The sequence below is a fragment of the Leisingera sp. ANG-Vp genome, from assembly GCF_000813725.1.
In the GTDB taxonomy this organism is placed as follows: Bacteria; Pseudomonadota; Alphaproteobacteria; order Rhodobacterales; family Rhodobacteraceae; genus Leisingera.
Genome location: NZ_JWLD01000044.1, coordinates 1 through 19,932 on the forward strand (window position 1 = coordinate 1; position 19,932 = coordinate 19,932).

Consider the following 19,932-nt stretch of genomic DNA (forward strand, 5'->3'; position numbering starts at 1 on the left):
CCATGTCAGTTTCGGCGGGCACGCCCCGTCTCCTGCCGCTCGGACGGAGGGGGAGCAGCTAGACGGCAGAAAACAAGGTGGTGCGTGCCCGCCGGCGGACCGGGCTGCCGGTCCGCCATCAGCCGTGAGCCTTAGCTCAGGCCGAATTTCATCAGCTTGATTGCGGCAAAGTCGCTGACGTCGCCGCCAACACGCTTGGTCGCATAGAACAGCACATGCGGCTTGGCGCTGAACGGGTCGCGCAGCACCCGCAGATCCGGGCGCTCGGCGATGGTGTAGCCGGCGCGGAAGTCGCCGAAAGCGATCGAATAGCTGTCGGTTGCCGGGTCCGGCATGTCTTCGGCAATCAGCACCGGGTAGCCCATCAGGCGCGCGGGTTCCCCCGCGGCCAGCCCGTCGGACCACAGGAACCGGCCGTCGGCGTCTTTCAGTTTCCGCAGCATTCCCGCGGTCTTGGAGTTCATGATGAATGTTGCATTGGCGCGGTATTCCGCCCCCAGCGCATAGACCAGGTCAATGATTGCATCGCCGCTTCCCGCATCCGCGTCAGCGCCCGAGGCGACATAGCCCAGATTGCCCCAGGACCAGCTGTCATTGCCGACAACAGTGTGGTTCAGCATGCCGCGCGGCTTGTCGACGCCATCACCATTGATAAAGGCATCCGCCTCGGACCGGGCAAATTTGTCGGCGATGCGGCCGGCCAGCCAGCTTTCGATATCAAAGGCACTGTCGTCCAGCAGCCGCTGCGAGGCCTTCGGCAGCGCACTCAGCTCATGCAGCGGAATGGCGATGCGGTCGATGGTGCCAGTCGAGGTTTCCACTGACGGGTCGGTCTCGGTCGCCCAGCCCGCACCCATCTCGCTGTGGTCGATCAGAACATCATAGGAGGTCGCCTCCACATGCACCACCGAAGCCACCGCGCGGATCGAGGCCGAGGACTGCAGCACCGATTTCACGGTCTCAGCAGTCTGCGGGTCGACCAGGTAGCCGCCGTCGCTGTTGACAGCTGCGGACATCGCCTTGCCTTCCAGCTCCAGCCCGCGCAGGCCATCGTCTTCACCGCTGCGCAGGTAGGCGTTGAACGCCTTCTGATGCGGTGCGCCCGCGTCCTGGCTTGCGGCCAGGTGGGGGCGGTTCTGAGAGATTGTCTTACGGTCCAGCATGTTCACTCGCTCTTCTGCCTGTTTCAGCCTTGATTGCACATCGTCCTGAAACCCCTTGAATTCATGAAGAAAGCCTGTCATCGCCTGCTTGACTTCATGCGCCAGGGGCGCTGCATCCCCGGTGTTTGCCGGGAGGTCTTGATTGCTCATGATGGGTGTCCTGTTTTAGCTCTGGCCTGCCTTGAGGCCGTTGGTGATCTGCCGCAGGCCGTCAGCCAATGCCCGCAGTGCCTCGGTTTCAGTGGCCGCCGATTTGCCAGCGACCCGTGCGGTTGGCAGCATGGGGAAAGTGACCAGCGACACTTCCCACAGCTCCACCTGGGTCAGATGGCGGGAGCCGTCCTGGCCCCGGGTTGATTTCACCGTGCGGTAGCCGATGGAGAGGCCATCGATGGCGCCTGCCTCGATCAGCGCGGCGGCCTCGGCGCCCTTGGGTGTAGCGGTAAGGATGCGGCCCCTCACAAAGAGCCCGCGCTGGTCCTCGCGCACCTCATCCCAGACGCCAATCGGCTGGGCCGGATCGTGCTGCCACAGCATTTTGACAGTGCGGCCCTGCTCCTTCAGCGCCTTGAGCGACGCAGCATAGGCGCCGCGCTTGACCACATCACCGCCCTGATCAGTCTGGCCGAACAGGCTTGCGTAGCCTTTGATCTCAGTTGCATCCTTCAGCGAAAGATCCTCGCCGAAGCGCGCGAATTTATGTTCAAGCTGGGCCGTTCCCTGCATGATATCTGCCTCGCAAGTTATTGTTGTTACGGCAATTGCACCGTCAGAAAGGATTGGAACGCCTGTGCCAGGATCACCGCGGCCACACCGTAGACAGTGAGCCAAAGCCGCTTCTCCAGCCGCTCCATCATCTGCTCGATCCGGTCGAGCCGCCGGTTCACCGCCTCGTGCTGGATCTGAGCCACCCGCTCATGGGCGGACAGGCGCAGTCCCGGCGTGCAGTCGAACGCGTGCATCGGGTGCTCAGTCATCCTGCCTGCCCTTCGGTTGCGGCGCAGCCGGGGCTTCTGCGGGCAGCCCCAGCAGCTGCCGCTTTTCTGCAGTGGTGAGGAATTCGGCACCGGACACCCGGCGCCATTGCGCTTCGCGCTCGGCGGCCAATGCCGGCAGCTGGTCAAGGTCGGCTTTCAGGGTCAGCTCTTCACCGGTCCAGCCCGCCAGCCAGTCGGCCAGTGCAGCGGTCACTTTTGCCACCAGCGGCAGCACCGTCAGCCGGTAGAAGGCGCGGTTGGCCTCCTGGTAATTGGCGTAAGTCGCATCGCCCGGAATTCCCAAGAGCATCGGCGGCACCCCAAAGGCCAGCGCAATCTCGCGGGCGGCGGTGTCCTTGGTCTTCTGGAATTCCATGTCAGAGGGTGAGAAGCCCATCGGTTTCCAATCCAGCCCGCCTTCCAGGACCATCGGACGGCCTGCATTCTTGGCGCCCTGGAAATTCGATTGAATCTCGTCGCTTAGGATGCGGAATTGTTCCTCGGACATACGCCCGTGACCGTCCGACCCCTTCCAAACCAGCGCGCCGGAGGGGCGTGCTGCATTGTCGAGCAGCGCCTTGGACCAGCGCGAGGCTGCATTGTGAACATCAATCGCCATTGCCGCGGATTGCAGCGGCGACAAGCCGTAGTGGTCATCCTGCGGGTGGAAGCTCTTGATGTGGCAGATCGGAGATTGCACGCTGTCGGCGGTAAAACGATGCTTGCGCCCGCCCACCGCGTATTCAAATCCCTCAGGCCAGCCGTCCGGCCCCGGCACCACACTCATCCGGTCGGAACGCAGCACATGCAGCTCTTTGGGAGCCCCTTCTTCAGAGGCCACGGCCTCGATGTAAGCATTGCCGGAGAGCAGCAGATGGCCATAAAGAGCTTCCAGCAGCTCTGTCTGGCCCTGCGCCGGATTAGGGCGCTGCAGCAGTGTCAGCCAGGGATGGCTGTCAAAACGCTGCCGGCTGTCCTGCAGCACCAGCGGCACCGCGGCGGCGGCCTCGGCAATCAGGCGAACGGCCCGGTGGCCAACCGGATTGCCGGCAAAGCCGCTGCGGGTCAGGGACACGCTGTCGCGCGGGCTCCAGGCGACACGGCCCGCACCATGCCAGGACACCACACGGGCGGTCTGGCTGGCTTTCTGCTCCAGAGAGGTCTCCGGGGTTTCGGGCTTGTTGCGCCGCAGCAGGTCAAAGACCATGGTCCGCTCCTTGTTCCTCGGGTTTTGGCGCTGGCAGGCCCGGTGGCTCCTGCGCCTTTGCTGAGGAAGATTAATGGCAGAAAGGCCTGAACATTTGCCGAGGGGGGCGTACGCAGGGAATGCAACACCTGACCCTAGCGCGTTGTTTAAAAACAAGAACCGCCTGCAAATGACAGGCGGTTCATCTGTTTTCAAAGGGGCATCCGCTGACTGCGGCCCAGACCGGCACTCAGCTAGAGCATCCGCACTTGCGGCATCCTGCGGTGCGCCGCCGGCGCAATGATCAGCTCGTGCAGAGCCCAGACCAGCGCATCCAGCCGGTCGGGAGATCCTTGCCCCTGGAACCCCTGCGGAGTCATCTGGCACATCTGTTCCTCAAGGTCGCCAAGCCCAGGCAAATGCCTGACCCGGCCCTGCTCATACAACGCTGCAACGGGCTCTGCCCGCGCCGCCTTGCCTTTGCGGGCATGCAAAGCTCGGAACGGCACCAGCGGATCAGTCTGGCGCAAAACCGTCTCTACCAGCGCACCGCCCTGGTTGACCTCCGCGACCACCCGCTCGGCATCATAAAGGTCCCGGGCGGCGATCACGGCTTGCGCCCAGGCCAGCGGCCCCACGCCCTGCACCGTGCAGTCAGCCAGCACATAAGCCTGCCAGTTTTGCGGGTTGCCACTGGTTACAGCACCGGCCACGACAATGCCGCAGGCGTCCGAAGACTTGCCCGCGCTGACTGCCGGGTCGACAGAAACCACGACACGGTCCAACGGTGGAGCTTCGGCTGTCTGCAAAGCCTCCAGCCCAGCCGTGGACCAAAGAGCTCCTTGCACATCCGACAGCAGCACCCCGTCCAGTTCCTGCCGTCCAAGCCGCGTGCCAGCATAGCGCGCGCGCATTTCCTGGATGAAGGAAGGTGCGAGATTGGCACTGTTTGCCTCGGTCGGTGCATGGGTGCGGACGGTGCTCGGCGCAGCCAGCAGCCGCTTCAGCACAGGCGCGTTGCGCGGCGTAGTGGTCACGCAGGCGCGCGGGTCGCGGCCCAGGCGCAGGGCAAACTGCAGCATGTCCCAGCACTCCTGCCCCTTCTTCCACTTGGCCAGCTCATCCGCCCAGGCGGCGTCGAACTGGGGGCCGCGCAAAGCCTCCGGATCACTGGCGGAAAACGCCTGCGCCTCGGCACCGTTGGGCCAGGTGAGCTTGCGCTCGGAGGCTTTCCACTTGGGCTGCCGGTCCGGCGGTGAACACGCCAGGATGCCACTGTCGCCATGGATCATCACATCACGCACCTGGTCATAGGTCTCGCCCACCAGCGCAACCCGCCTGGACAGCCCCGCATCGCCAGGCCGCGGCCCTTCGACCTGGGACCGGACCCATTCGGCACCGGCCCGGGTTTTGCCCGCACCGCGCCCCCCCAGGATCACCCAAGCCCGCCACAGGCCTTGCGGCGGATGCTGATGCGCCAGTGCCCAGAAGTCAAACAGGTGCGGCAGGGCGCAAACAGATTTCCGGGACAGCTCATCCAGAAACAGCCGGATCAGAAACGGCTCTTGCGATGCCAGCCATTCGGCTTTCGACATCCTTGCGGGCTGCATCGAAGTCGAGTTCATGTTCGGATTTGAGCATGCGGTCGAAGTCTGCGCTTTGTTCTGCAATGGTCTTTCCTACCTTCTGGCAATCCCGGATCAGCTCGCTGAGCTTTCCAACCTGGCTTTTCACGCCGGTGGTTTCATCGGCACCGGTGGTTTCAAGCTGCTCCCTCAGCTCTTCGGCTTCCTTCCTCAGCCTGTGAATGGAATCCTGCAGGGACCGCAGCAGATCCGAAGTGTAAAGGACTTGCCGTTTGAAGACGGGACCGCTGTCCCGCCCGGTCTGGTAATCTGTCATTGATTTTGCCTGTCTCATGCGTGGTTGACCTGCACGAGAGAAAGAAAAACGGCCGCGGGGCAGAACCCCGGGCCGTCCGTATTTCTTCCAGCTGCAAAAACAACTTATACGCGATTTATTTGCAAAAGTCAAGGCTTACGCAAGGTAATGCAACCCAATGAACTCAGTGCAATGGGTGCACTTACTGTCCTTTGAGCTGTTGCAGAGCGCCTGCCCAGTCTTCGACATGGTAGCTGTGCACGACCTTGTCCCCGTCCAGCGTATGGATGTCGATCGCCAGAATATCGAAGCTCCGGCCTTCGCCATCCACACCGAAGAACGGACCATTCGGCGTGCCGGTGGAACGGCTACGGACGATAATGGAATCTCCGGCCTCGATCATTTCCTGGACTTCAAATTTCAGGTCCGGCACAGATTTCTTCAGGAAAGCTGCCATACCGGCCAGGCCCTCGCGGTTTTTGTTCTTGCCGGAGTAGTCGCCGGCACTTTCCCAGTTTTCCGCAAAAGCGTCCATGAAAGCTGCTTCGTGCTGTTCGGAGCCGCCGTTGCTGAGCAGATCATACAAGGTTTGAACAGAGGCCTTTCCGTCGGCCCATGCGGCTCCGGATGCCGAAGCAATAGCCAGAGCGGACGCAGCAATCAGTGTGTTCAGTCGTTTCATGTCATTTCTCCATATCGCTTAGCGGCAACGTGAAAGCCGGGCCGCGTTTGACATGAGCAACATGGACGCGCGGCCAGAATTCCATAAGATGGGACACATCGACTTCTTTGTTTGGAAATCTTGAATAATGATAGATCAGCTGCGGCAAATTGCGATTTTCGCGTCAGTGGTAGACACCGGATCGTTCCGCGGTGCTGCTGCCGCGCTGAACCTGTCGCCTTCCGTGGTGAGCCACCACATCAGCAAGCTTGAGGAAACGCTGGGAACGGCGCTGTTGTACCGGTCCACCAGGAGCTTGTCGCTGACCCATGAAGGCGAGCGGCTGATGGACAGCGCCCGGACGATGCTGGACGCCGCGGAAAGCGGTCTGCGGAATGTGTCGGGCGGCAGCAGGCAACCGTCAGGCGTCCTCCGGCTGACCGCGCCTGCGATGCTGGCACATTCCTTTCTGGCGCGGGAACTGGCAGCATTCTCAACCGATTACCCGAAGGTGAACCTGACGGTCGACTTTGCGGATTCCCGGCAGGATCTGGTGGGTGAAGGCTATGATATTGCGATCCGGGTCGGCTGGCTGGAAGACAGCGCCTTTCTGAGCCGGAAACTGTTTGAAGTGCAGCGCCGGATCGTGGCTGCACCAGAATACCTGAAAAAGCGCACCGAACCGCAATCACCAGAGGATCTCGCAGGCTGGGACTGGATCCGCCTCGCCCCGGCGCAAAGCATCCGGCAGAAATTCACAGGCCCTGGCGGCACCGTGCAGTCCGTCAGAATGCAGGCGCGCACGACCGTGAACGATGCCTTTGGCATGTACAGCCTGGCCCGTCAGGGGGCGGGTATCGGGATTGTGCCCTGGTTCCTGGCTGAGGAGGATGTCCAAGCTGGGCGTATGGCCCATGTTCTGCCAGACTGGAAAGCAGAGAAACTTGGGGTCTTCGCCGTCTGGCACCCAAACACCGCCAAGCAAGGCCTGACCCGGCTTTTCCTGGACAGGCTCATAAAGGCAGCCTCCAGCCAGGCTGCAGCAACTTGACCAAAACAAAAAGAGGCGCCCTCAGGCGCCCTTTTCTGATTTCCGACATCCGCAAGCCTCAGTTGTTCTGCTGCTGGGCTTCGATTTCGCGCCATTTTGCAACGTTGCGGTTATGCTCCTGCAGTGTCTCGGCAAAGGCATGGCCGCCAGTGCCGTCAGCCACAAAGAAGATGAAATCGGTCGCATCCGGGTTCACCGCCGCCTCCAGGCTTTCCATCCCTGGGTTGGCAATCGGCGTCGGCGGCAGACCCTCGATCACATAGGTGTTCCAGGGGGTTGCCCGGCGCAGCTCGCTTTGACGCAAGCCGCGGCCCAGCACGCCTTCACCCTTGGTGACACCGTAGATCACAGTCGGGTCGGTTTGCAGCCGCATACCGCGGTTCAGACGGTTGGTGAAAACCGAAGAGACCACGCCGCGCTCAGAGGCCACACCTGTTTCCTTCTCGATGATCGACGCCAGGATCAGCATTTCCTCGGGTGTCTTGACGGCAGCATCGGCAGAACGGCCTTCCCAGGCGGCATTCACCCGCAGCAGCTGGCGCTCCTGCATTTCAGCCAGTACTGCAGCCCGCTCAGTGCCTGCAGAAACTTCGTAGCTGTCCGGCGCCAGCAGCCCTTCGGCCGGGCGCTCGCCAGGATCGCCTGCCAGCACGTCCATCGCCTTCAGAGCTTCGACAACCTGCCAGCTGGTGACGCCTTCAGCCAGTGCAATGCGGTAGCGGGTATCGCTGTCCTGGCGGGTTTCGGTATATTCTGCGGGGACTTCACCAGTGCCAAGAATGAACTCAGCCTTCTGGGCAAATTTGTTGGTCGCAGGATCCAGTTCCCGCACCACCGCCTGGGTCCTGGTCACGCCGACACGGTAGACAATCTCGGTGCCGCAGGTCGAGGCGCCGGAGGTTGTGATCTGGGTAATGATCTCTTCCATCGAAGAGCCCGGCTCCACCAGAAAGCTGCCGGCCTTCAGCTGGCCGGTCTTCTCGCTGTACTTGGCACCTAGACGGAACATGGTGCCCGAAGTGACCGCGCCCTGGGTTTCCAGGTCGCGGCTCACCCGGGCCATGTTCGAGCCCCGTTCCACCCGCAGGCAGATCGCCGAATCCAGCGGCCCTTCAGCGGTGTATTGCGATTTGCCCCACAGGATGACGCCGCCCAGAAGGAACAGCGCCGCAATGAGGACTGTCAGCATATTGGAAGCGAGGCTGCGCCACATCAGCCGGCTTTCCCGAAGATGACCGACGCGTTGGTGCCGCCAAAACCAAAGGAGTTGGACAGCGCCACATCGATCTTGCGCTCGCGCTTGGCGTTCGGCGCCAGGTCAACCGCTGTATCAACAGCCGGATTGTCCAGATTGATGGTCGGCGGAGCGACCTGGTCACGGATCGCCAGGATCGAAAAGATCGCCTCAATTGCGCCCGCGGCGCCCAGCAGGTGGCCGGTCGCGGATTTGGTCGAGGACATGGTCACATTGCCTGCGTGATCACCCAGCAGACGCTCGACGGCGCCCAGTTCGATGGTGTCGGCCATGGTCGAGGTGCCATGCGCGTTGATGTAATCAATCGCCGACGGTTCCAGGCCCGCGTTTTTCAGCGCCGCTTTCATCGAGCGCTCGCCGCCCTCGCCGTCCTCGGACGGTGCGGTAATGTGATAGGCATCGCCCGACAGGCCGTAGCCCAGAACCTCGGCATAGATCTTGGCGCCGCGCGCCTTGGCGTGCTCGTAGTCCTCCAGGACCACGACGCCGGCGCCTTCGCCCATGACAAAACCGTCACGGTCGGCATCATAGGGGCGCGACGCTTTGGTGGGATCGTCCGCACGCTTGGTCGACAGCGCCTTGCACGCATTGAAACCGGCAATGCCGATTTCGCAGATTGCCGATTCCGCACCGCCAGCAATCATCACGTCCGCATCGCCGGACTTGATCAGCCGGGCTGCGTCGCCAATGGCGTGGGCGCCGGTGGAACAGGCCGTCACAACCGAGTGGTTCGGGCCTTTGAATCCAAAGCGGATCGAAACCTGGCCCGAGATCAGGTTGATCAGCGCACCGGGAATGAAGAACGGCGACACCCGGCGGGGGCCTTTCTCCTTGATCATCACGGCAGTGTCCGCGATCGAGGACAGGCCGCCGATACCGGAACCGATCATCACGCCGGTGCGCAGACGGCCGTCCTCATCCTCAGGCGTCCAGCCCGCATCACGCACGGCCATGTCCGCAGCTGCAATGCCATAGAGAATGAAGTCATCGATCTTCTTCTGCTCTTTCTTGATCACCCAGTCATCCGGGTTAAAGGAGCCCTCGGTGCCATCACCGCGCGGGACCTCGCAAGCATATGTGGTGGTCACGCCGCTGGCTTCAGCATCAAACAGCGTGATCGGTCCAGCGCCCGACTGGCCGTCCAGCAGCCGCGACCAGGTTTCTTCAACACCGCTGGCCAGCGGGGTGACCAGGCCCAGTCCGGTGACTACTACTCGACGCATTCCTTGCTCTCCTTTGCCTCGGCAATCCGTCCGTCCAAATAGCTTGGAATACACCGCGGGCGCAAGAGCGGGCTAAGCGGGGAGGCGCTGCTCCGGCAATCGGATTTTTGCGGGATAATAATAGAGCGGGAATGTTTGATTAACCATTCCCTTGTAGGTTGACTTTATCAAAGTGAAAATTTTGGCTTCCGTCCTCTAGGAATGCCACAGCGGGCTGGAGATCTGGGCCAATTTTGCTCCAGCCCGCTTTTTTTACTTTGAAGCAACCGGCCAGGTTCAAAGGTCCGGTACTGCCCCTTGGAAAATCTGTCAGAACGCAAACACAATCTGAACCTCATTCCCTAAGTTCTCCCGCTGCTTCGCTCCAGGTCCTGCGCCCGGCGTTTTGCCCCTGGTACGGCCTGCCGGCAACAGGACCCTAAGCCCGCGGACCGTCAGCCAGCCGGTCTCCCTGGCGGCGCTGAACGAATACCTCCGCGGGGCTGTTGGGAAGGCCCCGGCAGGCTCAGTGCGTTAACCGCAAATTCGCATCTCTGCATCATAATCCTGTTCCGAAGGAATGAAGGAACGACCACGCCATGCGTCAATGGCTCCACATAGCTGCCTTTCTGCTGGCCACTGCCCTCGTGCCTGGACAGGCCAGCGCAAGTTGTGCCGTCCATCAGGATCTGTCGAATCTGCACCGGGCATCCAAAGGGTTTCTCTCCTATCTTGCCTCAGGCAAAGGGGCGTATCACCTGCAGGACCTTCAAAGCTGGCTCCGCTCCCATCCCCCGGCTCCTCTGCGTCAGCGCATGCGCGCCGTCGGCATTCAATCCGTTGAATCCGACACCATACAGCTGCTTCAAAAGCAAACAGCGATTCTGAAGATCCTGGCGAGCCAGGGCCGCGAGGTTGCCCAGGAAAGTGCCCGCCATATGGGGGTGCATGAACTCACCGAAGAATTCGGCATCCAGGTGGAGGCCCTGCCCTGCGATCAGGTCAAGGAATCTGGTAACGGCAGCAAACTTGTAGCAGTTGGCGCCGATGACGCGCGCCAGCGGCAGCAAATGATCAATGCCGCTATTGCCTGGCTCTCCTTCTTGGTCCTGGGCGGCAGCCTGCTCTATTTCCTGGACCGGATCGGCATCCGCAGGATCCGCCGCACCAAACGCTACCCTTGCGCCGTGCCTTGCACGATTCAAGCCGGCGCAAAAGCGTTTCCCGCCCATCTTGTGGACCTGAGCCGGGCCGGCGCCAAGGTGCGCCTGGACGCGTCAGGCGAGGTGCCGGGACGGGTGATACTCACATTCGGCGGCTACACCATGCCTGCACAGGTGCGCTGGCAAACACCCGACTATTTTGGCGTCAAGTTTTCCAATGATTTCAACTTCCTGCAGCTTCACCGCTTGCTTGAGGCATTTCCGATGGAAGACGAGGATGCCCCTCGCTCCGCTGTCCGGGCGCGGCAGGCCTAGACATCCAGCAGCCAGACCGGGACTGTCCGGGAAAAAGGACCGCCCTGCTTCAACAGGACGGCCCAAAGCAATTGCGCCAAACCGGATCCCCCGGCAGACCGGCGGTTACTGAAGCTCAGCCACCGGTTCCGGTTCGGGACGCGCGACATCCAGCGCCTCCTCCAGGGTCAGTGTCTTGCGGAACAGCGCCCGGCTCACCATGGCGCCGGAGATGTTGTAGATATACTTGAGCCGCGAGATGTCATCCGAGCTGCGCACCACCCCATGAGCGATCACCGGCGTGCGTGACGTTTCCGCCAAACCGGAAATCAGGCCAAGCTGGGCTTCGAGGTCGGACATGTCGCTGTCGATGTCAGTGACAATGATTCCCGCCAGCGGCGAGGTATCGAAGGCCGCGATGAAGTCTGCAGGGGAAATCGCCCCGGCCTGGCGCCAGCCATCCGTCATCACCTGGCCTTGATACACATCGACCGCCAGCACGATCTGGTCCGGATGGTGTTTGGCCAATTCCTGCACCAGCTGCGGATCACGTGCCGCCAGGGTGCCGATCACAATCCGCCCGGCGCCTTTGTCGATCCATTGCTCAACGTGCTCGCGCGAGCGCATACCGCCGCCCAGCTGCACTGGAATGCCGGCGCCGCGAATGATGTCGCCAATCAGCTCTTCATTGCTGTAGTCGCCCTCAATCGCATTGAAATCGGTCACATGCATCCATTCCGCCCCGGCAGCGGCAAAGCTTTTGGCAGTTTCGACCGGGTCCACATGCCAGATCTGCGGCTCGTCCAGGCGGCCTTTCTCGAGGGTCACACAGCGGCCGTTCTGAATCTCCATTGTGGGGTAAATCATCATAGTGCCTATCTCCTCTGTTTTTGCCTCTTGGGTTCAGACTAGCACGGATTTTGGCTGACGATACGCCGTATCATGGCGATTTATGGAACAATTGCGGCGTCGTTTCCCCGGCCGCCTGATAGCGCAAACATTCAAGTGGTCAGATCGCCGCAAGAACAGATTCGCTGCCGTGGCGGCAAAAGAAAACGGCGCCTTCCCAGCTGGGAAGACGCCGCTTGATCCGGTCATCCGGAAGCGTGGCTTAGGACGCTTCGGAGATGAACTTGACCGCGTCGCCGAAGGTCTGGATGGTTTCGGCCGCATCGTCCGGGATCTCGATGCCGAACTCTTCTTCAAACGCCATCACCAGTTCAACGGTGTCCAGGCTGTCTGCGCCCAGATCGTCGATGAAGGAGGCGTTTTCGGTGACTTTGTCTTCTTCAACACCCAGGTGCTCAACAACGATCTTCTTAACGCGATCTGCGACGTCGCTCATGTCTCTTCCTCGTCTTTCAGGGCACTCTGCCCGGTTCTGCCCTTGCCCGGTCGGGCGGCGTGGTTTTTGCCCGGTGCGGGCGGTGTGATCCCCGCCGGGCGGGGACGGTGCGGCGTTTCCGTTAGGAAATGCCAGCGCGAATATGGGCCGCCTATAACATAGACCGCGGCCAAGGCAAACGTTTTCGCTTGGTCACTTGAGCCGAGGCAGCCCGCCTCTGGCCGCTATGAAGCGTGCAGATGGCCCCGCAATCAAGTCCTTGCAAGGGCGCCGCAGGAATTTTTTCGCAAATTCACCGTTTTTCAACCGCTTGGCGGCGGAAACAGACTGCGGAGGGCGGTCCTTGCTCAGGCGCTGCAACGGAAAAAGCCCTGCATTTGCCTGCAGGGCTTCCAAAACAACAGAGCGGATCTGTTCTCAGATCATCGCCATGCCGCCATTCACATGCAGCGTGGTGCCGGTGACATAGCCCGCTTCCTGGCTTGCCAGATACAGAACGGCAGATGCGATTTCCTTCGAATCTCCCATGCGCCCGGCCGGGATCTGGGTCAGGATCGCGTCCTTCTGAGTGTCGTTCAGCTTGTCGGTCATCGCGGTGGCGATGAAGCCCGGCGCAACCGCGTTCACGGTGATGCCGCGGTTCGCCACTTCATAGGCCAGCGATTTGGACATGCCGACCATGCCCGCTTTGGAGGCGGCATAATTCCCCTGGCCCGGGTTGCCGGTGGCGCCAACCACAGACGAGATGTTGATGATGCGTCCCCAGCGGGCTTTCATCATGCCGCGCAGCACACCGCGGCACAGGCGCATGGTCGAGGTGAGGTTCACGTCCAGAACGCTCTGCCATTCCTCGTCCTTCATACGCATGAACAGGTTATCGCGGGTGATGCCTGCGTTGTTGACCAGGATGTCGACAGAGCCCATCGCCTCAGCCGCCTGTTTCGGCAGCGCCTCAACCGACTCGGGGTCGGACAGGTTGCAGGTCACCACATGGGCGCGCTCGCCCAGTTCTGCGGCCAGCGCGTTCAACGGCTCTTCGCGGGTGCCGGACAGGGCAACGGTGGCACCTGCGGCGTGCAGCGCACGGGCGATTTCGCCGCCAATGCCGCCGGACGCACCGGTCACCAGTGCATTCTTGCCAGTCAAATCAAACATGTTCTTGTCCTTTAGGTCTGAACCCCGGCGCAGCCCGAGCCGCACCGGGAAAATCGGATTAGGCCTCTGCAGCGGCCTTGGCGTCATCGGGGGTGCCGACCTGGCGGCAGGCCAGCGCCCGGTCGATCTTGCGGATCATCCCGGACAGGGCCTTGCCTGCGCCGATCTCCCAGAATTCAGTGACGCCCTTGGCGCCCATCGCCTGCACGCTTTCGCGCCAGCGCACCGAGCCGGTGACCTGCTCGACCAGCAATTGCCGGATCTCATCCGGGCTGGTGACTTCGTCAGCGCGGACATTGGCGATCAGCGGGACAGCGGGGGATTTAATGTCAACGCCGGCCAGCGCTTCAGCCATTGCATCAGCGGCAGGCTGCATCAGGGCGCAGTGGAAGGGTGCGGATACCGGCAGCATCACCGCGCGCTTTGCACCTTTTTCCTTGGCGATCACTGCCGCGCGCTCTACCGCGGCCCTGGCACCTGAAACCACGACCTGGGTCGGATCATTGTCGTTGGCAGCCTGGCAGACTTCGCCCTGCGCGGCTTCTTCGGCCACCGCGCGCACGGCTTCCAAGTCCAGACCCAGGATTGCCGCCATCGCGCCCTCGCCCACCGGCACGGCGCTTTGCATCGCCAAGCCGCGGGTGCGCAGCAGGCGCGCGGTGTCCGCAACCGAAATCGCACCGGCAGCAGCCAGCGCGGAATATTCGCCAAGCGAATGGCCCGCAACGAACGAGGCTTTTTCAACTGTGACGCCTTCGGCCTCCAGCGCGCGCATGGCAGCCATCGAGGTGGCCATCAGCGCGGGCTGTGCGTTCTGGGTCAGGGTCAGGGTTTCGATCTCACCTTCCCAGATCAGCTGGCTCAGCTTCTCACCCAGCGCCTCATCCACCTCGTCAAAGACAGCCTTGGCGGCCGGATAGGCATCGGCCAGCGCCTTGCCCATGCCGATGGTCTGGGCGCCCTGCCCGGGAAACACGAATGCGATCGTCATTGAAGACCTCGTCTGTTTTAGCGTTTTGCCTGATGTAACGGCCCTTTCCCTTGCGTACAAGCAAAGCTGCACTTTGCGCACCAAACCTGTGCAGGAATGAAGGGCGCGCGAATATTGAACGGAACTGAGGTGTTGCTAGGTTGAGAGCAACTTCCGAAGACAAAAGGACCCCCTGTCCCATGCCCCGCCAGAACACCTTTCGCAGCTATGGCAGCATCGCCAAGACCTTCCACTGGCTGACCGCCCTGCTGATTTTCTCGGCTTTTCCGCTGGGCTATTTCGCCAACGAGCTGGCGCATGACATTCAAAGCCCCGGATTTGACGGCAGCCAGCTGGTGATCGAGCGGGCCACATTGCTGTTCTCACTGCATAAAACGATCGGTGTGGCCGTGTTTTTCACGGCGCTGCTCCGCATCCTGTGGGCGCTGAGCCAGCCGAAGCCCGGACTGCTGCATCCGGACCGCAAGGCAGAGGCGCTGGCGGCAGAGATGGTGCATTGGCTGCTTTATGGCTCGCTCGTGGCAGTACCGCTGAGCGGCTGGATCCACCATGCGGCAACCAGCGGCTTTGCCCCCATTTGGTGGCCCTTCGGGCAAAACCTGCCGCTTGTACCGAAGTCTGAAGCAGTGGCCGGTTTCTTTGGCGGCTTGCATTGGGTGCTGGTCTGGACCCTCGCTGTGTCATTGGGTTTGCACATTGCAGGCGCGCTGAAGCATCACGTGGCTGACCGCGATTCCACACTGCGGCGGATGCTGCCTGGCGGCAGCGACATGCCGGAACCGCCTGTGCAGACCCACAGCCTGGCACCGTTTTTTGCAGCTCTGCTGGTTTGGGCCGGCGCCCTGGGCGGCGGCGCTGTGATCGGCGTTTTCGGCGGCCATGACCAAAGCCAGGCAGAAGCGCATGATCACGCGGACGATGGTATAACCAGAACCCAAGCTCCGATTGTTGCAGCGCCTGTGCAGGCGGGCGCCTGGGCCGTACAGTCTGGCAAGCTTGGGATTTCTGTCACACAGATGGGCAGCGTTATCCAAGGCAGCTTCGGTGAATGGACAGCAGTGATCAACTTCGAAGAGCCCGCGGGTCCGGGTCCAGCCGGCGATGTGGATGTCACCATTGGCATCGCCTCTCTGGAGCTGGGCTCGGTCGCCAGCCAGGCCATGGGCGCCGATTATTTCGACAGCGCCAATTTCCCGACAGCCCAGTTCAAGGCGGAGATCGAAAAACTGGCTGAAGGCTACCAGGCCGCAGGCACCCTGACCATCAAGGGGCAGACCGTGCCGGTCACCCTGCCCTTTGATCTGAATCTGGAAGAAGGGAAGGCTGTGATGCAGGGCGGGCTGACATTGAACCGCCTGGATTTCGGCGTCGGCAAGAGCCTGCCCGACGAAAGTTCTCTGGCGTTTGCCGTAGATGTTGCGGTGGAGCTGGAGGCCAGCAGATCCGAATGATCCGAGAGCCTTCGCAGGTGCAGCCCTCCCGCGCCTGCGGATGCCCCGGCTGCGCCGGAACCTCCTGGCAGCCTTGGGCCCGGCGCCGCGCTGACGCGCGGCGCGCCACCGGTTCGCAGAAACGGCGGAACCCGTCTAAAACTCCGCTCCAGGTTTTCCATATCAATCTAAGGCAGGCCGGGACCCCGACCCTGAACCACGCTGCGGCCGGTCTCTGCAAATCTCCATTTCCATAGAATGGAACCGCGTTCAGGGGCGCTTCGGGCCGCGCAGGGCTGCTTCCCTGCAGCCTGTACAAGCTGCATGAGACCATCCTCGCCAGAAGGTTGAGCTTGGAAGTCACAAACAGGTCCTTTGCCTCACCTAACGCTCTGCGGACGAAGTACGCCAGGTTGCCTTCCACTCGGCAATCCGGTTTCCCTCATGAAAGAGATCAGTGCCGGTGCCGGTAATAGCCGCCATGGCGGGTGCGGTGACGGTGAATGCCCCGGTGGTGGTGCCGATGATGCCCGGCGCGGTGCCGCGGCCGGTGCGGATGGTAGGAACTTCGCGGCTGGTATGAATAATTGCGGCTGCTGTGATGGTGCTTGCGGTCGTCCAGGCTCTTGACGATGATACCCAGGGCGATCAGCCCGGCGATTGCGCGGGCGGCATCATCACCGGAACCGTGCGCCGCAGCAGGCGGCGCGAGCGCCAGATTGACGGCAAGCGCCAAAGCCGCGCCGGCCGATGCAAGATTGCCTAAGCGGAACATGGTGCCTCCTTTCCGAGGTGGCCGCAGGGGCCTCCTCAAGGATGCAACGAAGGGCAGCCGGTGGCCAATGAACTCCTGTCACGCTTTGGGGAGGGGGTCGAACCCCGAACCGATACCCAAGAAGGCGCTTCGGGCACAAAAAAGCCGCCAGCCCCGTTGGGGACCAGCGGCCTCTTCACCCGGTCCGGCGCTTAGCTGTCGGCTTTCATCGCCTCGATCGAGATCTTGATGTTCACTTCATCGCTGACGAAGGGTGCGAACTGGCCCAGGTTGAAGTCAGAGCGCAGCACGGTGGCGGTTGCGTCAAACCCGGCCCAGGGCTTTTTCGCCATCGGGTGCTCGCCGGTTTGGTTCAGCTTGGCATCCAGCACCACCGGCTTGGTCACGCCGTTCAAGGTCAGGTCGCCGGTGATCTTGGCAGTATTCTCGCCGGTCACTTCGATCGCGGTGGAAGAGAAGCTGACGGTTTCATCTTCGGTCGCGTCAAAGAAATCCTTGGTCATGAAGTGGTCGAAGCGAGCCTGCCAGCCGGTGAACATCATGCTAAGCGGCATGCTCACGCTGACGCTGGAAGCGGCCGGGTTTTCCTGGTCGAACATCACCTCGCCTTCAAAGCCCGAGAACATGCCCCAGGTGGTCGAAAATCCCAGGTGGTTGTAATCAAACAGGATCTGGCTGTGGCTGGCATCCAGAACATATTTCTCGGGCGCTGCGGCAGCACCGGTTGCAGCAGCGGCGGCCAGGGCGGCGGCAAGCAAAGTCTTCTTCATGGGGAATGGCTCCGTCTGTTCACTTCATGTGGCATCACATGTGGGGGCAGGCTTCCCAAAGGGGAAGCCCGCAAAATCCAACAGTATCTGTGAACGCGCGAACAAAAAAACCGGTGAATAAAGCGACGGAACCTGCCGGCCCGCGCGTGGAACCCTGTTCAGGACAGGATCCGCACCGCACCGCTCAGCTGGTCTCGCAGGTGGCTGCGCATCGCCGCCGAAGCAACCGGCAGTTCGATCAGCAGGCTTCCGTCCGTCTCAAACATCTGCACGGTGGCAGCGGTCAGCCGCACCCCGCCCAGGGTATCATAGCTGCGGCGCAGGACTGTGCGCGGGCGGCCGCGGCTGTCGCGCTGCAGCACCCGCAGCTCCCGGCGCACCGGGTCGAAACAGGCCTCAGGCTGGTTGGCCGGTTCATGGGCCGTCATCAGCACCAGCCCGGTCAGTAGGAAAGCAACAGAGACGCCGAACCGGATCAGGTTCATGTCCGGATCAACCCCGGCCCCCGGCGCCAGCCACAGACCGGTTGAACTGAGGATCATTGCAGCGCCAAGAACCCGCAGCAGAACAATCCGAACTTTCCAGTTTGCCTCCAGTCTCAGGCTGAGCGGCACAGCGCGGGCCGCAGCGCTGATTTTTCCGGCCCCGGGAACCCGGGAGATCTGCGGCGGGGTTTGATCTGTCACTGCCATGGGCCTGCCCTTTCTTAAGCTGCCTCTGCCGGGACATCCCCGGTGCCGCGGTGCTTCGCCGCGTTAAGGCTTCGTTAATAGTTGAAGAGCTGCAATTGGGCATGAATGAGGCGAGCCTGCGGTAAAGCCGCGGCGCGCACGGATGCAGGAGCTGAACATACGGTTTAACCTTGCTCTTTCGGCCCCAGCCTGTATAGGAGGCCTGCTTCCGCAACTCTTTCGATCCGCGCAGCCTCTCGTGACCTGGCAGCGGAAGCAGCAGATGCCCGGTCTATGAAATGCGCCTAGACACAAACAGGAGTTCGCATGCCACTCTATGAGCATGTCATGATTGCGCGTCAGGACCTGTCCAACTCGCAAGCAGAAGGCCTCATCGAACACTTCGGTGCTGTACTGTCCGACAACGGCGGCAAGCTGGTCGACCAGGAGTACTGGGGCGTCAAGACCATGGCCTACAAGATCAACAAGAACCGCAAAGGCCACTATGCCTTCCTGAAGTCCGACGCCCCCGCCGGCGCCGTTCAGGAAATGGAGCGCCTGATGCGTCTGCATGATGACGTGATGCGCGTCCTGACCATCAAGGTCGACGAGCACGCCGAGGGCCCTTCGGTCCAGATGCAGAAGCGCGACGAACGCGACGGCCGTCGCGAGCGCCGCTGATCAACGCTTGAGAAAAGGACGCTAAATCATGGCAGCCAAACCGTTTTTCCGCCGCCGCAAGGTTTGCCCGTTCTCGGGCGACAACGCGCCGAAGATCGACTACAAAGACACCCGTCTGCTGCAGCGCTACATCTCTGAGCGCGGCAAAATCGTTCCTTCGCGCATCACCGCCGTTTCGGCCAAGAAGCAGCGTGAGCTGGCCCGTGCTATCAAGCGCGCCCGCTTCCTCGCCCTGCTGCCCTACGCCGTGAAGTAAGGAGATCAGCAGATGCAAGTTATCCTTCTTGAGCGCGTTGCAAAGCTGGGCCAGATGGGCGACGTCGTAGACGTCAAACCCGGTTATGCCCGCAACTTCCTGCTGCCGCAGGGCAAGGCAAAAACCGCGTCGGAAACCAACATCGCCGCATTCGAGGCCCAGAAAGCGCAGCTGGAAGCGCGCAACCTGGAGACCAAGAAAGAGGCAGAGGCTCTGGCAGAGAAGCTGGACGGCCAGCAGTTCATCGTGATTCGCTCCGCATCGGACGCGGGCGCGCTGTACGGCTCGGTCACCCCGCGCGACGCTGCGGAAGCAGCCACCGCTGACGGTTTCACCGTTGACAAGAAACAGGTCGCCCTGATCGCTCCGATCAAGGAACTGGGCCTGCACTCGGTCTCCGTGAAGCTGCACCCGGAAGTCGAAGTCGAAATCAAGATGAATGTGGCCCGCTCGCAGGAAGAAGCCGAGCTGCAGGCATCCGGCAAATCGATCCAGGAGCTGGCCGCCGAAGAGGAAGCCGCTGCGGAATACGAGATCGCCGAACTGTTCGACGATATCGGCTCTGCTGCGTCTGACGACGACGAAGCACCGGCAGCCGAAGCCGCTGGCGAAGAAACCAACTGATCCGTTCCGGATTGGTTAGACACGGGAAAGGCCGCCTGAACGGGCGGCCTTTTTCTTTAGAAATTAACAACTTGCAAAGCTTTCTTAAGTTTTAGGAACTTCCCCTTAGCGGCGTAAACCATTCGTTTGCCCTTCGCCGCCACGATGGCTGCGGGTGAAAAGAATGGGGGTGCACCATGCAAGATGCATTGGAGCAGGAAGAACTGGCTCTGCGGCGCAGGCTGCTGTTCCGGCTGCTGCGGGGCCACAGGTTTGACCGGCCGGATTTCAAGACTGAAGCCATTTCGGATCTGGTGCCGCAAGGAATGATCAAGACTGGTGCGGAGCTGTTTGAAGCCGCCTGCCCCGCACGGATTCCTCAGAACTGATCCTCTTAGCTGGCAAGGCCCTGATCAAACTTC

Annotated in this window: 23 protein-coding genes; 7 read left to right on the forward strand and 16 right to left on the reverse strand. The window is 61.6% G+C overall.

Features of this window, described 5'->3' with window-relative positions:
- Positions 1 to 131 precede the first annotated feature (131 nt).
- The 7 genes from RA20_RS14145 to RA20_RS14175 form a co-directional block, all read right to left on the reverse strand.
- Entirely contained in the window at positions 132 to 1,313 is a 1,182-nt protein-coding gene (locus RA20_RS14145) for a phage major capsid protein (RefSeq protein ID WP_039129942.1), read from the reverse strand.
- Between the two features lie 15 nt (positions 1,314 to 1,328).
- Complete coding sequence (locus RA20_RS14150; RefSeq protein ID WP_039129944.1) at positions 1,329 to 1,889, reverse strand: HK97 family phage prohead protease; 561 nt, start codon at positions 1,887 to 1,889, stop codon at positions 1,329 to 1,331.
- A 26-nt stretch (positions 1,890 to 1,915) separates the two neighbouring features.
- Positions 1,916 to 2,140: a GTA head formation protein, RCAP_rcc01685 family gene (locus RA20_RS14155; protein ID WP_039129946.1), complete on the reverse strand. Its 225-nt coding sequence runs from the start codon at positions 2,138 to 2,140 to the stop codon at positions 1,916 to 1,918.
- Entirely contained in the window at positions 2,133 to 3,347 is a 1,215-nt protein-coding gene (locus tag RA20_RS14160; protein ID WP_039129949.1) for a phage portal protein, read from the reverse strand. Before RA20_RS14160 ends, RA20_RS14155 begins: the two co-directional genes overlap by 8 nt.
- 233 nt (positions 3,348 to 3,580) lie before the next feature.
- Positions 3,581 to 4,921, reverse strand: a complete 1,341-nt coding sequence (locus RA20_RS14165; protein ID WP_193748850.1) for a DNA-packaging protein — start codon at positions 4,919 to 4,921, stop codon at positions 3,581 to 3,583.
- Positions 4,860 to 5,228, reverse strand: coding sequence for a hypothetical protein (locus tag RA20_RS14170; RefSeq protein ID WP_039129952.1), 369 nt, complete (start codon positions 5,226 to 5,228; stop codon positions 4,860 to 4,862). The genes RA20_RS14165 and RA20_RS14170 overlap by 62 nt, the downstream gene beginning before the upstream one ends.
- A gap of 181 nt (positions 5,229 to 5,409) precedes the next feature.
- On the reverse strand, positions 5,410 to 5,889 hold the full coding sequence (locus tag RA20_RS14175; RefSeq protein WP_039129954.1) for an ester cyclase: 480 nt from the start codon (positions 5,887 to 5,889) through the stop codon (positions 5,410 to 5,412).
- A gap of 127 nt (positions 5,890 to 6,016) precedes the next feature.
- Here RA20_RS14175 and RA20_RS14180 point away from each other — a divergent pair, with 127 nt between their 5' ends.
- On the forward strand, positions 6,017 to 6,919 hold the full coding sequence (locus RA20_RS14180) for a LysR family transcriptional regulator (RefSeq protein ID WP_039129956.1): 903 nt from the start codon (positions 6,017 to 6,019) through the stop codon (positions 6,917 to 6,919).
- A 58-nt stretch (positions 6,920 to 6,977) separates the two neighbouring features.
- Here RA20_RS14180 and mltG read toward each other — a convergent pair whose 3' ends face one another.
- Together mltG and fabF are read right to left on the reverse strand one after the other, a co-directional pair.
- Positions 6,978 to 8,132: an endolytic transglycosylase MltG gene (mltG, locus tag RA20_RS14185; protein ID WP_039129958.1), complete on the reverse strand. Its 1,155-nt coding sequence runs from the start codon at positions 8,130 to 8,132 to the stop codon at positions 6,978 to 6,980.
- Positions 8,132 to 9,397, reverse strand: a complete 1,266-nt coding sequence (gene fabF / locus RA20_RS14190; protein ID WP_039129960.1) for a beta-ketoacyl-ACP synthase II — start codon at positions 9,395 to 9,397, stop codon at positions 8,132 to 8,134. The genes mltG and fabF overlap by 1 nt, the downstream gene beginning before the upstream one ends.
- A 794-nt stretch (positions 9,398 to 10,191) precedes the next feature.
- Here fabF and RA20_RS14195 point away from each other — a divergent pair.
- Complete coding sequence (locus tag RA20_RS14195) at positions 10,192 to 10,854, forward strand: PilZ domain-containing protein (protein ID WP_241482260.1); 663 nt, start codon at positions 10,192 to 10,194, stop codon at positions 10,852 to 10,854.
- Between the two features lie 105 nt (positions 10,855 to 10,959).
- On the opposite strand, the gene RA20_RS14200 is transcribed toward RA20_RS14195, so the two are convergent.
- The 4 genes from RA20_RS14200 to fabD all read right to left on the reverse strand — a co-directional run bounded on the left by RA20_RS14200 (position 10,960) and on the right by fabD (position 14,324).
- Positions 10,960 to 11,703 (reverse strand): 1-(5-phosphoribosyl)-5-[(5-phosphoribosylamino)methylideneamino]imidazole-4-carboxamide isomerase, encoded by a 744-nt coding sequence (locus RA20_RS14200; protein ID WP_039129965.1) that lies wholly within the window; start codon positions 11,701 to 11,703, stop codon positions 10,960 to 10,962.
- A 241-nt stretch (positions 11,704 to 11,944) separates the two neighbouring features.
- The gene (locus tag RA20_RS14205) at positions 11,945 to 12,178 is read right to left on the reverse strand and encodes an acyl carrier protein (RefSeq protein ID WP_005982462.1); all 234 of its coding nucleotides are present in this window, start codon (positions 12,176 to 12,178) and stop codon (positions 11,945 to 11,947) included.
- 417 nt (positions 12,179 to 12,595) lie between these two features.
- Positions 12,596 to 13,333 (reverse strand): 3-oxoacyl-ACP reductase FabG, encoded by a 738-nt coding sequence (gene fabG, locus RA20_RS14215; RefSeq protein ID WP_039129984.1) that lies wholly within the window; start codon positions 13,331 to 13,333, stop codon positions 12,596 to 12,598.
- 58 nt (positions 13,334 to 13,391) lie between these two features.
- Positions 13,392 to 14,324, reverse strand: coding sequence for an ACP S-malonyltransferase (fabD, locus tag RA20_RS14220; protein WP_039129987.1), 933 nt, complete (start codon positions 14,322 to 14,324; stop codon positions 13,392 to 13,394).
- Between the two features lie 179 nt (positions 14,325 to 14,503).
- On the opposite strand from fabD, the gene RA20_RS14225 reads away from it, so the two are divergent.
- Positions 14,504 to 15,775 carry a cytochrome b/b6 domain-containing protein gene (locus RA20_RS14225; protein WP_039129989.1) on the forward strand — a complete coding sequence of 424 codons (1,272 nt, stop codon included), beginning with the start codon at positions 14,504 to 14,506 and terminating at the stop codon, positions 15,773 to 15,775.
- 433 nt (positions 15,776 to 16,208) lie between these two features.
- Here RA20_RS14225 and RA20_RS25075 read toward each other — a convergent pair whose 3' ends face one another.
- The 3 genes from RA20_RS25075 to RA20_RS14235 all read right to left on the reverse strand — a co-directional run bounded on the left by RA20_RS25075 (position 16,209) and on the right by RA20_RS14235 (position 17,991).
- Positions 16,209 to 16,529 carry a hypothetical protein gene (locus tag RA20_RS25075; protein ID WP_082018018.1) on the reverse strand — a complete coding sequence of 107 codons (321 nt, stop codon included), beginning with the start codon at positions 16,527 to 16,529 and terminating at the stop codon, positions 16,209 to 16,211.
- A 191-nt stretch (positions 16,530 to 16,720) separates the two neighbouring features.
- Positions 16,721 to 17,299: a YceI family protein gene (locus tag RA20_RS14230; protein ID WP_039129991.1), complete on the reverse strand. Its 579-nt coding sequence runs from the start codon at positions 17,297 to 17,299 to the stop codon at positions 16,721 to 16,723.
- Between the two features lie 158 nt (positions 17,300 to 17,457).
- Positions 17,458 to 17,991 carry a hypothetical protein gene (locus RA20_RS14235; protein WP_052249003.1) on the reverse strand — a complete coding sequence of 178 codons (534 nt, stop codon included), beginning with the start codon at positions 17,989 to 17,991 and terminating at the stop codon, positions 17,458 to 17,460.
- A 306-nt stretch (positions 17,992 to 18,297) separates the two neighbouring features.
- Here RA20_RS14235 and rpsF point away from each other — a divergent pair, with 306 nt between their 5' ends.
- From rpsF to RA20_RS14255, 4 genes are all read left to right on the forward strand, one after another.
- Positions 18,298 to 18,651, forward strand: coding sequence for a 30S ribosomal protein S6 (rpsF, locus tag RA20_RS14240; protein WP_039129994.1), 354 nt, complete (start codon positions 18,298 to 18,300; stop codon positions 18,649 to 18,651).
- Between the two features lie 28 nt (positions 18,652 to 18,679).
- Entirely contained in the window at positions 18,680 to 18,907 is a 228-nt protein-coding gene (gene rpsR / locus RA20_RS14245) for a 30S ribosomal protein S18 (RefSeq protein ID WP_005982441.1), read from the forward strand.
- 12 nt (positions 18,908 to 18,919) lie between these two features.
- The gene (gene rplI / locus RA20_RS14250; RefSeq protein ID WP_039130009.1) at positions 18,920 to 19,531 is read left to right on the forward strand and encodes a 50S ribosomal protein L9; all 612 of its coding nucleotides are present in this window, start codon (positions 18,920 to 18,922) and stop codon (positions 19,529 to 19,531) included.
- Positions 19,532 to 19,707: 176 nt separating this feature from the next.
- Complete coding sequence (locus RA20_RS14255) at positions 19,708 to 19,899, forward strand: hypothetical protein (RefSeq protein WP_039130012.1); 192 nt, start codon at positions 19,708 to 19,710, stop codon at positions 19,897 to 19,899.
- Positions 19,900 to 19,932: the final 33 nt, after the last annotated feature.

Excerpts from the sequence above, each read along its gene's own strand:
- RA20_RS14145 (WP_039129942.1), bottom strand. The coding sequence starts at position 1,313 with ATGAGCAATCAAGACCTCCCGGCAAACACCGGGGATGCAGCGCCCCTG.
- RA20_RS14150 (WP_039129944.1), bottom strand. The coding sequence starts at position 1,889 with ATGCAGGGAACGGCCCAGCTTGAACATAAATTCGCGCGCTTCGGCGAG.
- RA20_RS14155 (WP_039129946.1), bottom strand. The coding sequence starts at position 2,140 with ATGACTGAGCACCCGATGCACGCGTTCGACTGCACGCCGGGACTGCGC.
- RA20_RS14160 (WP_039129949.1), bottom strand. The coding sequence starts at position 3,347 with ATGGTCTTTGACCTGCTGCGGCGCAACAAGCCCGAAACCCCGGAGACC.
- RA20_RS14165 (WP_193748850.1), bottom strand. The coding sequence starts at position 4,921 with ATGTCGAAAGCCGAATGGCTGGCATCGCAAGAGCCGTTTCTGATCCGG.
- RA20_RS14170 (WP_039129952.1), bottom strand. The coding sequence starts at position 5,228 with ATGACAGATTACCAGACCGGGCGGGACAGCGGTCCCGTCTTCAAACGG.
- RA20_RS14175 (WP_039129954.1), bottom strand. The coding sequence starts at position 5,889 with ATGAAACGACTGAACACACTGATTGCTGCGTCCGCTCTGGCTATTGCT.
- RA20_RS14180 (WP_039129956.1), top strand. The coding sequence starts at position 6,017 with ATGATAGATCAGCTGCGGCAAATTGCGATTTTCGCGTCAGTGGTAGAC.
- mltG (WP_039129958.1), bottom strand. The coding sequence starts at position 8,132 with ATGTGGCGCAGCCTCGCTTCCAATATGCTGACAGTCCTCATTGCGGCG.
- fabF (WP_039129960.1), bottom strand. The coding sequence starts at position 9,397 with ATGCGTCGAGTAGTAGTCACCGGACTGGGCCTGGTCACCCCGCTGGCC.
- RA20_RS14195 (WP_241482260.1), top strand. The coding sequence starts at position 10,192 with ATGCGCGCCGTCGGCATTCAATCCGTTGAATCCGACACCATACAGCTG.
- RA20_RS14200 (WP_039129965.1), bottom strand. The coding sequence starts at position 11,703 with ATGATGATTTACCCCACAATGGAGATTCAGAACGGCCGCTGTGTGACC.
- RA20_RS14205 (WP_005982462.1), bottom strand. The coding sequence starts at position 12,178 with ATGAGCGACGTCGCAGATCGCGTTAAGAAGATCGTTGTTGAGCACCTG.
- fabG (WP_039129984.1), bottom strand. The coding sequence starts at position 13,333 with ATGTTTGATTTGACTGGCAAGAATGCACTGGTGACCGGTGCGTCCGGC.
- fabD (WP_039129987.1), bottom strand. The coding sequence starts at position 14,324 with ATGACGATCGCATTCGTGTTTCCCGGGCAGGGCGCCCAGACCATCGGC.
- RA20_RS14225 (WP_039129989.1), top strand. The coding sequence starts at position 14,504 with ATGCCCCGCCAGAACACCTTTCGCAGCTATGGCAGCATCGCCAAGACC.
- RA20_RS25075 (WP_082018018.1), bottom strand. The coding sequence starts at position 16,529 with ATGTTCCGCTTAGGCAATCTTGCATCGGCCGGCGCGGCTTTGGCGCTT.
- RA20_RS14230 (WP_039129991.1), bottom strand. The coding sequence starts at position 17,299 with ATGAAGAAGACTTTGCTTGCCGCCGCCCTGGCCGCCGCTGCTGCAACC.
- RA20_RS14235 (WP_052249003.1), bottom strand. The coding sequence starts at position 17,991 with ATGGCAGTGACAGATCAAACCCCGCCGCAGATCTCCCGGGTTCCCGGG.
- rpsF (WP_039129994.1), top strand. The coding sequence starts at position 18,298 with ATGCCACTCTATGAGCATGTCATGATTGCGCGTCAGGACCTGTCCAAC.
- rpsR (WP_005982441.1), top strand. The coding sequence starts at position 18,680 with ATGGCAGCCAAACCGTTTTTCCGCCGCCGCAAGGTTTGCCCGTTCTCG.
- rplI (WP_039130009.1), top strand. The coding sequence starts at position 18,920 with ATGCAAGTTATCCTTCTTGAGCGCGTTGCAAAGCTGGGCCAGATGGGC.
- RA20_RS14255 (WP_039130012.1), top strand. The coding sequence starts at position 19,708 with ATGCAAGATGCATTGGAGCAGGAAGAACTGGCTCTGCGGCGCAGGCTG.